At 57.6% G+C, this 9,746-nt stretch carries 8 protein-coding genes and 2 rRNA genes (1 of these 10 only partly in view); 2 read left to right on the top strand and 8 right to left on the bottom strand.

The features are described 5' to 3' along the window. Positions 1–13: 13 nt before the first annotated feature. On the top strand, positions 14–781 hold the full coding sequence (locus tag BLV18_RS12895) for an SDR family oxidoreductase (RefSeq protein ID WP_090359062.1): 768 nt from the start codon (positions 14–16) through the stop codon (positions 779–781). Positions 782–785: 4 nt separating this feature from the next. Here the strand turns inward: BLV18_RS12895 and mrdA are convergent, their stop codons facing one another. The 6 genes from mrdA to BLV18_RS12925 all read right to left on the bottom strand — a co-directional run bounded on the left by mrdA (position 786) and on the right by BLV18_RS12925 (position 6,550). Next, positions 786–2,678 (bottom strand): penicillin-binding protein 2, encoded by a 1,893-nt coding sequence (gene mrdA / locus BLV18_RS12900; protein WP_090359064.1) that lies wholly within the window; start codon positions 2,676–2,678, stop codon positions 786–788. A 98-nt stretch (positions 2,679–2,776) separates the two neighbouring features. Next, positions 2,777–3,850 (bottom strand): AI-2E family transporter, encoded by a 1,074-nt coding sequence (locus BLV18_RS12905; protein ID WP_049859840.1) that lies wholly within the window; start codon positions 3,848–3,850, stop codon positions 2,777–2,779. A 99-nt stretch (positions 3,851–3,949) separates the two neighbouring features. Continuing rightward, positions 3,950–5,266 carry an ATP-binding protein gene (locus tag BLV18_RS12910; protein ID WP_090359066.1) on the bottom strand — a complete coding sequence of 439 codons (1,317 nt, stop codon included), beginning with the start codon at positions 5,264–5,266 and terminating at the stop codon, positions 3,950–3,952. After that, positions 5,263–5,931 carry a response regulator transcription factor gene (locus tag BLV18_RS12915; RefSeq protein ID WP_056842207.1) on the bottom strand — a complete coding sequence of 223 codons (669 nt, stop codon included), beginning with the start codon at positions 5,929–5,931 and terminating at the stop codon, positions 5,263–5,265. Before BLV18_RS12915 ends, BLV18_RS12910 begins: the two co-directional genes overlap by 4 nt. Continuing rightward, positions 5,931–6,242: a PepSY domain-containing protein gene (locus BLV18_RS12920; RefSeq protein WP_049859837.1), complete on the bottom strand. Its 312-nt coding sequence runs from the start codon at positions 6,240–6,242 to the stop codon at positions 5,931–5,933. The genes BLV18_RS12915 and BLV18_RS12920 overlap by 1 nt, the downstream gene beginning before the upstream one ends. Next, positions 6,242–6,550 (bottom strand): PepSY domain-containing protein, encoded by a 309-nt coding sequence (locus tag BLV18_RS12925; protein WP_049859836.1) that lies wholly within the window; start codon positions 6,548–6,550, stop codon positions 6,242–6,244. The genes BLV18_RS12920 and BLV18_RS12925 overlap by 1 nt, the downstream gene beginning before the upstream one ends. Before the next feature lie 243 nt (positions 6,551–6,793). On the opposite strand from BLV18_RS12925, the gene queD reads away from it, so the two are divergent. Further along, positions 6,794–7,150 (top strand): 6-carboxytetrahydropterin synthase QueD, encoded by a 357-nt coding sequence (queD, locus tag BLV18_RS12930; protein ID WP_090359068.1) that lies wholly within the window; start codon positions 6,794–6,796, stop codon positions 7,148–7,150. Between the two features lie 120 nt (positions 7,151–7,270). Here queD and rrf read toward each other — a convergent pair. Further along, a 5S ribosomal RNA gene (rrf, locus tag BLV18_RS12935) occupies positions 7,271–7,386 on the bottom strand. A 146-nt stretch (positions 7,387–7,532) separates the two neighbouring features. After that, positions 7,533–9,746: ribosomal RNA gene (locus BLV18_RS12940) — 23S ribosomal RNA — on the bottom strand (it continues 679 nt past the right edge of the window).

Raw genomic sequence — 9,746 nt, forward strand, 5'->3', positions numbered from 1 at the left:
GGCAGGAGCGGATATGCCCAAGACCACGATGTTCGACCTCGACGGCAGAATAGCGCTGGTCTCCGGCGCCAGCCGTGGGATCGGCGAGTCCATTGCCCGATTGCTGGCGCAGCAGGGTGCACATGTGATCGTCGTCAGTCGCAGGCTGGACGGCTGCCAGCGTGTCGCCGACAGCATCAACGCTGGCGGCGACCAGGCTACCGCGATGGCCTGCCACATTGGCGAAACCGAGCAGATTCAGGACTTGTTCGCACGCATCCGCGCAACCTTCGGTCGCCTTGACATCCTGGTCAACAATGCTGCCACCAACCCCCAGTTCGGCAGCGTCCTGGATGTCGACCTGGGCGCTTTCCAGAAGACCGTGGACGTCAACGTCCGCGGTTACTTCTTCATGTCGGTCGAAGCCGGCAAGTTGATGCGTGAACACGGTGGCGGCAGCATCATCAATGTGGCGTCGATCAACGGCGTGTCACCCGGTGTGTTCCAAGGCGTCTATTCCATGACCAAGGCTGCGGTGATCAACATGACCAAAGCGTTCGCCAAGGAATGCGCCGGCTTCAACATCCGCTGCAATGCGTTGCTACCGGGGCTGACCGACACCCGTTTTGCCTCCGCGCTGGTCGAGAATCAGGCGATCCTCAAGACCGCGCTCGCGCAGATCCCGCTCAATCGTGTTGCCCAGCCTGAAGAAATGGCCGGGGCGGTGCTGTACCTCGCCAGCTCGGCTTCCAGCTACACCACAGGAACCGCCCTGAACGTGGACGGTGGCTTTCTCTGCTGAAGGCTCAGACCTTAGGATCCGTAGGCGCCTTCGCGGGCGCCGCGTACTTGGGCTTGAGGTGACCTTCGCCATCCAGTAACCAGGCATCCATGATCTCGCGTACCACGGGACCTGCGACGCGCCCGCCCGCCTCGCCGTTCTCGATCATCACCGCCACCACGATCTTCGGCCGGTCGGCCGGCGCAAAGCCCACGAACAGCGCGTTGTCACGGTTGCGTTCCAAGGTCTTGAGACGGTTGTAGCGCTCACCCTGCTTGATCGCGACCACCTGAGCGGTACCCGACTTGCCCGCGATGCGATACTGCGCACCGGCGGCAGCCTGCCGCGCAATGCCGCGCGGATCGTGCATGACGAGTTGCATGCCGTGGTTGACCTGATCCCATTCGCGGTTGTCACGCAGCACGATATTGGGGATCGGGTTGTCGTCCACCGGCGCCAGCCCCCCTACGGTTTCCGCCAGATGCGGCCGACGCCATACGCCCTTGCTGGCGATCAGCGTGGTGGCCTGGGCCAGTTGCAACGGTGTGACCTGCATGTAGCCCTGGCCAATACCCAGGATCAGCGTCTCGCCGGGGAACCACGCCTGACGTCGGGTCGCGCGCTTCCACTGCTGCGACGGCATCAAGCCAGGCGCTTCCTCGAACATGTCCAGCGACACCTTCTGACCCAGGCCGAAGCGGGTCATGTAGTCGTGCATCCGGTCCACACCGAGCTTGTGCGCCAGATCGTAGAAGTAGGTGTCATTGGAGCGCATGATGGCGGCGTCCATGTCCACCCAGCCATCGCCGGTGCGATTCCAGTTGCGGTACTTGTGGTCGTAGTTGGGCAGCTCGTAGTAACCGGGGTCGAAGACCCGAGACTGGGGCGTAACCGCACCCGTATCCAGGCCGGCAATCGCCACTTCCGGTTTGATCGTCGAACCAGGTGCGTACAGGCCCCGCAGGACGCGATTGAACAGCGGCCGGTCGATGGAATCGCGCAACGCCGCATATTCCTTGAAGCTGATCCCGGTGACGAAAAGATTGGGATCGAAGCTGGGCTTGCTGACCATGGCCAGCACGTCGCCGGTTTCCGGATCGATGCACACCACCGCCCCACGCCGATCGCCCAGCGCCTTCTCGGCGGCTTCCTGCAGGTGCACATCCAGGCTCAGTACGATGTTCTTGCCCGGCACCGGATCGTGGTGGTTGAGCACCCGCATGACCCGCCCTTGAGCATTGGTCTCGACCTCTTCATAGCCCACCTGGCCATGCAGCTCCGTTTCATAGAAACGCTCGACACCGGTCTTGCCCACCGACTGCGTGCCGCGGTACTGCGTCTGATCCAATGTCTTGGATTCCTTCTCGTTGATCCGCCCTACGTAGCCGACCGAGTGTGCGAAATGCTCCTTGCGCGGATATTCACGTACGAACTGAGGTTCCACATCGATGCCCGGCAGCAGAAATTGATTCACCGCGATCTTGGCGATCTGGTTCTCGTTCAGTTCATACATCAAGGTGACGGGTTCAAAGGGATGGCGTACACGCTTCAGGTCCTTGTCGAACTGCTTGCGCGCTTCATCGCTCAGCTCCAGCACCTTGACCACCTCATCGAGCACCTGCGCGGTATTGCCGGCGCGCTCGCGGGTCAGGGTCAGGTTGAAACTGGGTCGGTTATCGGCCAATACCACGCCATTGCGGTCGTAGATCACCCCGCGCTCCGGCGGGATCGGCAGCACGTGCACCCGGTTGTTTTCCGATACCGTGGAGTTGTAGGCGAACTCGATGACCTGCAGGAAGTACAGACGCCCTACCAAGGCAATGCTCAAGGCCAGCACCAGCAATGCGCAGGCGATCAACCGACGGTTGACCAGGCCTTGTTCCTTGCCATGATCTTTGAGAGGGATGGGCTGGGGCATGCGGACCGCTCTGAAAAAGCGCCGATGGTAACCAAGCAGGCCCCTGCCCTCAAGCGCCAACTCCCTCGGGCTGACCAAGGGAGCCGGTAAGGCGTGTGTCAGGTGCGGTCCTGAGGCAGACGCACCTGGCGCTTGGTACTGACGAAAATACCCCAGCTGGACATGAACAGCGCCGCGATCAACGGGCCGATCACGAAACCGTTGAGGCCAAACACCGCCAAGCCACCCAGTGTCGATACCAGAATGAGGTAATCCGGCATCTTCGTGTCCTTGCCGACCAGAACCGGACGCAACACGTTGTCGACCATGCCGATCACCAGAATACCGAACAGGGTCAACGTCACTCCCTGCCAGATATAACCGCTCAACAGGAAGTAGGCCGCCACCGGCGCCCAGACGATGCCGGCCCCGACGGCAGGCAACAGCGACAGGAAGGCCATGAGTACAGCCCACAGCAACGCGCTGGGAATATCGAGGAACCAGAAGATCACCCCACCCAAGGCACCTTGCGTAACGGCCACCAGCAGGTTGCCCTTCACGGTGGCACGCACCACACGGTTGAACTTCAACTGCAGACGGCGCTTCTGCTGTTCGGCCAGCGGAATGGCCGTACGGATCTTGCGCGACAGTTCAGGGCCATCACGCAGGAAGAAGAACAGCAAGTACAGCATGATGCCGAAGCTGATCACGAAATCCAGCGTGCCCTGGCCGAAGCTGAATGCCTGAGTCGCAAAATATTGACTGCCCTGCATGGCGCCCTTGGCAACTTTATCGCGCACGCCTTCGAGATCGCCCATGCCCATGCGATCGAGCAATTGTTGCCCGGAGGCCGGAAGCAGCTGCTTGAACTGATCGATATAACCCGCCACGTCCAGTTGGCCACTCTCGATATTCTTGTAGAGCACCGCGCCTTCTTGCACCAACAGCGCGCTGATGATGATCACCGGCAGGATCGCTATAAGCAGCGCCGTGGTCAACGTGACCAGCGAACTGATATTGCGACGCCGGTTCAACTTCATCATGACCAGTCGCTGCAAAGGCGCAAACACGATTCCCAGAATCACGGCCCAGAATACCGCGCCGTAATAAGGTAGAAGAATCCAGATGAAAGCGATGGTGACGAGGATCAACAGTAACAACAGGGTTTTGTTTTGCAGGTTGGTTTCGTTCATGTCCGATCCATGTCGATAAGCTACAGAACCGTCATTCGGTCCTGTGAGTTAGTCCTCCCAGCCGCCTGCGAGTTTAGTCATCGGCAAGATATATCCGCGTTAAACGCGTTTATCCAGGTCGACTGCCACGCGCAGCCCACCCAGCGGACTTTCAGACAGCTGCAAACGAGCCGACCAGCTTTCCACGATGTCACGAACGATACCCAGCCCCAGACCATGTCCGTCGACCTGCTCGTCCAACCGAGAGCCGCGATCCAGCACCGCCTGACGTGCGTCCTCGGGTATCCCCGGACCGTCGTCGTCCACCCAGATACTGTAGCCCTGCGCATGCTCGACAATGCTCAGGCAGACCTGCGCGTCTGCCCACTTGCAGGCGTTGTCGAGCAGATTGCCCAACAGCTCCAGCACGTCCTCGCGATCCCATGGTAGACGCACATCCGCTGCCACCTCGTAGCTCAGGTTCAAATGCCCGCCGTGAATCATCTCGAGAGTCGCGAACAGACCCGGAATCTCTTCTGCGCAATCGAACTGAACACCCGGCAGCGCATCGCCTGCCAAGCGCGCACGATTGAGCTCACGGCTCAGCCGCAACTGGATGTGCTCCAACTGCTCACGCAACAGCCGACCAACCTCGGGATGGTCGCGCAGCCGCTCACTGCTCGCCAGACTCAACAGCACCGCCATGGGCGTCTTCAGCGCATGCCCAAGATTGCCCAACGCATTACGCGAACGCTTGAGACTGTCTTCGGTGTGCAGCAAGAGGTGGTTGATCTGCGCCACGAGCGGCTCAAGCTCTGCCGGAACTTCGCTGTCCAGTTGCGACCGCTGCCCGAGCTGCAACTGGGCAATCTGTTCCCGGGTGCGTTCCAGTGGCTTGAGCGAGCGTTTGACCGTGATCCGCTGCAGTACGAGCACCGCAATCAATGCGGCCAGGCCCATTCCCAGGCCAATCTGACGTACCCGCTGAAAGCTGGTGCGAACCGGTGTGTAGTCTTGGGCCACGATGATGGACAGCGGCTGGCCGAGCCGACGGTAATCGGCCCTCAATACCAGCAGCAGTTGACCTTCGGGACCCAGCTTCAAACCTGAATACAACCCCGACTGCTCGGGCACCGGCAGCTCGAGATCCCACAGCGAGCGGGACCGCCAGTGACCTTCGGGAAAGTCTATGCGGAAATAATGCCCGGAGAACGGACGTTCGTAGGCAGGAGAAATACGGTGTTGATCCAGCTGCAAACCCTGTGGCCCCCGCTGCATGGCCACCAGAAGGTTTTCACTTTCGTTGCGCAGCCCCGCTTCCAGATAGCGTTGCAGACCCATTTCGAACAGCCACAAACTCAACTGCGCGAGCACCAGGCCAACCACGACCAGAACGCTGATCAGTCCGACGCTCAATCGCGCCTGGATGGATCTCACTGCACGACCCCGGCAAAACGGTAGCCCTGCCCTCGCCGCGTTTCGATCACACTGCGACCCAGCTTGCGCCGCAGGTGGTTGACGTGCACTTCCAGCACGTTCGAATCGCGCTCGGTTTCGCCGTCATACAGGTGATCGGCCAAATGGCCCTTGGAAAGGATCTGGTCGGGATGGAGCATGAAATAGCGCAGCAGCCGGAACTCGGCAGCCGTGAGCTGTATATCGACCCCGGCCTGTAATACGCATTGGCGACCTTCGTCCAGATGCAGACCCGCCGCTTCCAGGCGGGGCATGTTCGACAGGCCTCGCGCCCGCCGCACCAACGCCTGGGCCCGCAACTGAAGTTCTTCAGGGTGAAACGGTTTGGTCAGGTAGTCATCGGCGCCTGCTTTCAACCCTTCGATACGCTCGGCCCATGAGCCACGCGCGGTCAGAATGAGCACCGGGGTGGAAAGGTTCGCCGCTCGCCACTGAGCCAGTACCTCCAGCCCAGGCAGGCCGGGCAATCCTAGATCCAGGATGATCAAATCATAAGGTTCGGACTGCCCCTGATAGACCGCGTCTCGACCGTCCGCCAGCCAATCCACGGCGTACCCCTGGCGACTGAGGCTGGCGCTCAGCTCATCGGCCAGAGGAACGTTGTCTTCCACCAACAGCAAGCGCATCAGTCATCTTCCTCGTCTTTGAGCAAATCACCTGTCGCCGCATCCAACTTGATCTCGCGAACGACACCCGCCGTAGTCAGCAACTCGACTTCATAGACCAGCTTCTGCTGCTTTTCTTCGAGTTCAGCCTCCAGCAGACGAGCACCGGGATAACGCGCCATGGCCTGGCCTAGGAGTTGTTCGAGGGGCAGGATCACACCCTCCTGTCTGAGTCGCAACGCCTCATCCTGGTCTAGATCCCGAGCCACTGCCAAAGAGCAGAACGCCAGCAGCCCGACCATCAGTGCGCGACCCGCTGGCGGTATGTTCATTAGGTATCCTGATGATCTTTGAGCACTTGGCCAGTGGTTGCATCAAGCTCTACATCCCACTCGACGCCCTTGCTGTCGCGCAGTTCGACTTGATAGATGTATTTACCGTATTCCTCTTCCAGCTCGGTCTCGTGAACAGTGCCACCTGGATGTTTCGCCAATGCTGCGGCATTGAGCTTTTCGAAGGACTGGATGGTACCAGCATCGCGCAAGCGAAGCGCTTCGTCCGGGCCAAGATCTTTGGCCTGAGCACTGACGGCAACGAAACTCATGGAAGAAGCCAGAAGCAAAGCAGTCAACGTTTTCATTCAGTTCACCTTGTGTATGTGTGAGGTATGTACGGTGTACGAGAGACACAATACCGAAGGCGACTTAACTCAAACTTAATGGCACAACGCTAGCCTCCAAATGATCGCGGTGTTGCAGCACGCTCTGCCCCACCGTGCGTCAGCCGGCTGGATCAATCCCACCACGCGTCCCAAGCGCACTTACCGTCCAGGTTGGACACCTGATAAACTGCAGCACTGACTTGCCTACAAATTGGAACAAACGTGGAAATTTTCAAGGAATTCACTTTCGAGTCTGCCCATCGGCTTCCTCACGTACCCGAGGGACACAAATGCGGTCGCTTGCATGGCCATTCCTTCAAGGTCGCGATCTATCTTAAAGGCGACGTTGATCCCCATACCGGCTGGATCCGAGACTTTTCCGAAATCAAGGCGATATTCAAGCCGCTGTACGAGCGTCTGGACCACAACTATCTGAATGATCTTCCCGGCCTGGAGAATCCCACCAGCGAGAACCTCGCCAAATGGATCTGGCATGAGCTCAAACCGCTATTGCCCGAATTGTCCAAGATTCGTATCCACGAGACCTGCACGAGCGGATGCGAGTACACCGGTGACTGACCGGCATGCTACGAAAAACCACCCTGCTGGGTGGTTTTTTTTGCGTGCGGATCAGTGTTTTTTGCTTCGAGAAAGACAAAACCCCTACCTGCTCGCGCAGATAGGGGTTTCGGAATTGAATCTTGACGATGACCTACTCTCACATGGGGAAACCCCACACTACCATCGGCGATGCATCGTTTCACTGCTGAGTTCGGGATGGGATCAGGTGGTTCCAATGCTCTATGGTCGTCAAGAAATTCTGTAGCCAGGACGCCCTTGGGAGGCATTCCAGCGAATCGGGTATGTGATATTCGTGGGTTGTCTTGCTGCGAACTTTCGGTTCGTGTCATCTCCACAGTCACCGCAATCTGGTCTTCGACGCAAATTGCTTGGGTGTTATATGGTCAAGCCTCACGGGCAATTAGTATGGGTTAGCTCAACGCCTCACAGCGCTTACACACCCCACCTATCAACGTCGTAGTCTTCGACGGCCCTTCAGGGAACTCAAGGTTCCAGTGAGATCTCATCTTGAGGCAAGTTTCCCGCTTAGATGCTTTCAGCGGTTATCTTTTCCGAACATAGCTACCCGGCAATGCCACTGGCGTGACAACCGGAACACCAGAGGTTCGTCCACTCCGGTCCTCTCGTACTAGGAGCAGCCCCTCTCAAATCTCAAACGTCCACGGCAGATAGGGACCGAACTGTCTCACGACGTTCTAAACCCAGCTCGCGTACCACTTTAAATGGCGAACAGCCATACCCTTGGGACCGGCTTCAGCCCCAGGATGTGATGAGCCGACATCGAGGTGCCAAACACCGCCGTCGATATGAACTCTTGGGCGGTATCAGCCTGTTATCCCCGGAGTACCTTTTATCCGTTGAGCGATGGCCCTTCCATACAGAACCACCGGATCACTAAGACCTACTTTCGTACCTGCTCGACGTGTCTGTCTCGCAGTCAAGCGCGCTTTTGCCTTTATACTCTACGACCGATTTCCGACCGGTCTGAGCGCACCTTCGTACTCCTCCGTTACTCTTTAGGAGGAGACCGCCCCAGTCAAACTACCCACCATACACTGTCCTCGATCCGGATGACGGACCTGAGTTAGAACCTCAAAGTTGCCAGGGTGGTATTTCAAGGATGGCTCCACGCAGACTGGCGTCCACGCTTCAAAGCCTCCCACCTATCCTACACAAGCAAATTCAAAGTCCAGTGCAAAGCTATAGTAAAGGTTCACGGGGTCTTTCCGTCTAGCCGCGGATACACTGCATCTTCACAGCGATTTCAATTTCACTGAGTCTCGGGTGGAGACAGCGCCGCCATCGTTACGCCATTCGTGCAGGTCGGAACTTACCCGACAAGGAATTTCGCTACCTTAGGACCGTTATAGTTACGGCCGCCGTTTACCGGGGCTTCGATCAAGAGCTTCGCTTGCGCTAACCCCATCAATTAACCTTCCGGCACCGGGCAGGCGTCACACCCTATACGTCCACTTTCGTGTTTGCAGAGTGCTGTGTTTTTAATAAACAGTCGCAGCGGCCTGGTATCTTCGACCGGCATGAGCTTACGGAGCAAGTCCTTCACCCTCACCGGCGCACCTTCTCCCGAAGTTACGGTGCCATTTTGCCTAGTTCCTTCACCCGAGTTCTCTCAAGCGCCTTGGTATTCTCTACCCAACCACCTGTGTCGGTTTGGGGTACGGTTCCTGGTTACCTGAAGCTTAGAAGCTTTTCTTGGAAGCATGGCATCAACCACTTCGTCGTCTAAAGACAACTCGTCATCAGTTCTCGGCCTTGAGATCCCGGATTTACCTAAGATCTCAGCCTACCACCTTAAACTTGGACAACCAACGCCAAGCTGGCCTAGCCTTCTCCGTCCCTCCATCGCAATAACCAGAAGTACAGGAATATTAACCTGTTTTCCATCGACTACGCTTTTCAGCCTCGCCTTAGGGACCGACTAACCCTGCGTCGATTAACGTTGCGCAGGAAACCTTGGTCTTTCGGCGTGGGTGTTTTTCACACCCATTGTCGTTACTCATGTCAGCATTCGCACTTCTGATACCTCCAGCAAGCTTCTCAACTCACCTTCACAGGCTTACAGAACGCTCCTCTACCGCATCATCAAAAGATGATACCCGTAGCTTCGGTACCTGGTTTGAGCCCCGTTACATCTTCCGCGCAGGCCGACTCGACTAGTGAGCTATTACGCTTTCTTTAAAGGGTGGCTGCTTCTAAGCCAACCTCCTAGCTGTCTAAGCCTTCCCACATCGTTTCCCACTTAACCAGGATTTTGGGACCTTAGCTGACGGTCTGGGTTGTTTCCCTTTTCACGACGGACGTTAGCACCCGCCGTGTGTCTCCCATGCTCGGCACTTGTAGGTATTCGGAGTTTGCATCGGTTTGGTAAGTCGGGATGACCCCCTAGCCGAAACAGTGCTCTACCCCCTACAGTGATACATGAGGCGCTACCTAAATAGCTTTCGAGGAGAACCAGCTATCTCCGAGCTTGATTAGCCTTTCACTCCGATCCACAGGTCATCCGCTAACTTTTCAACGGTAGTCGGTTCGGTCCTCCAGTCAGTGTTACCTAACCTTCAACCTGCCCATGGAT

The organism is Pseudomonas coleopterorum (assembly GCF_900105555.1).
In the GTDB taxonomy this organism is placed as follows: domain Bacteria; phylum Pseudomonadota; class Gammaproteobacteria; order Pseudomonadales; family Pseudomonadaceae; genus Aquipseudomonas; species Aquipseudomonas coleopterorum.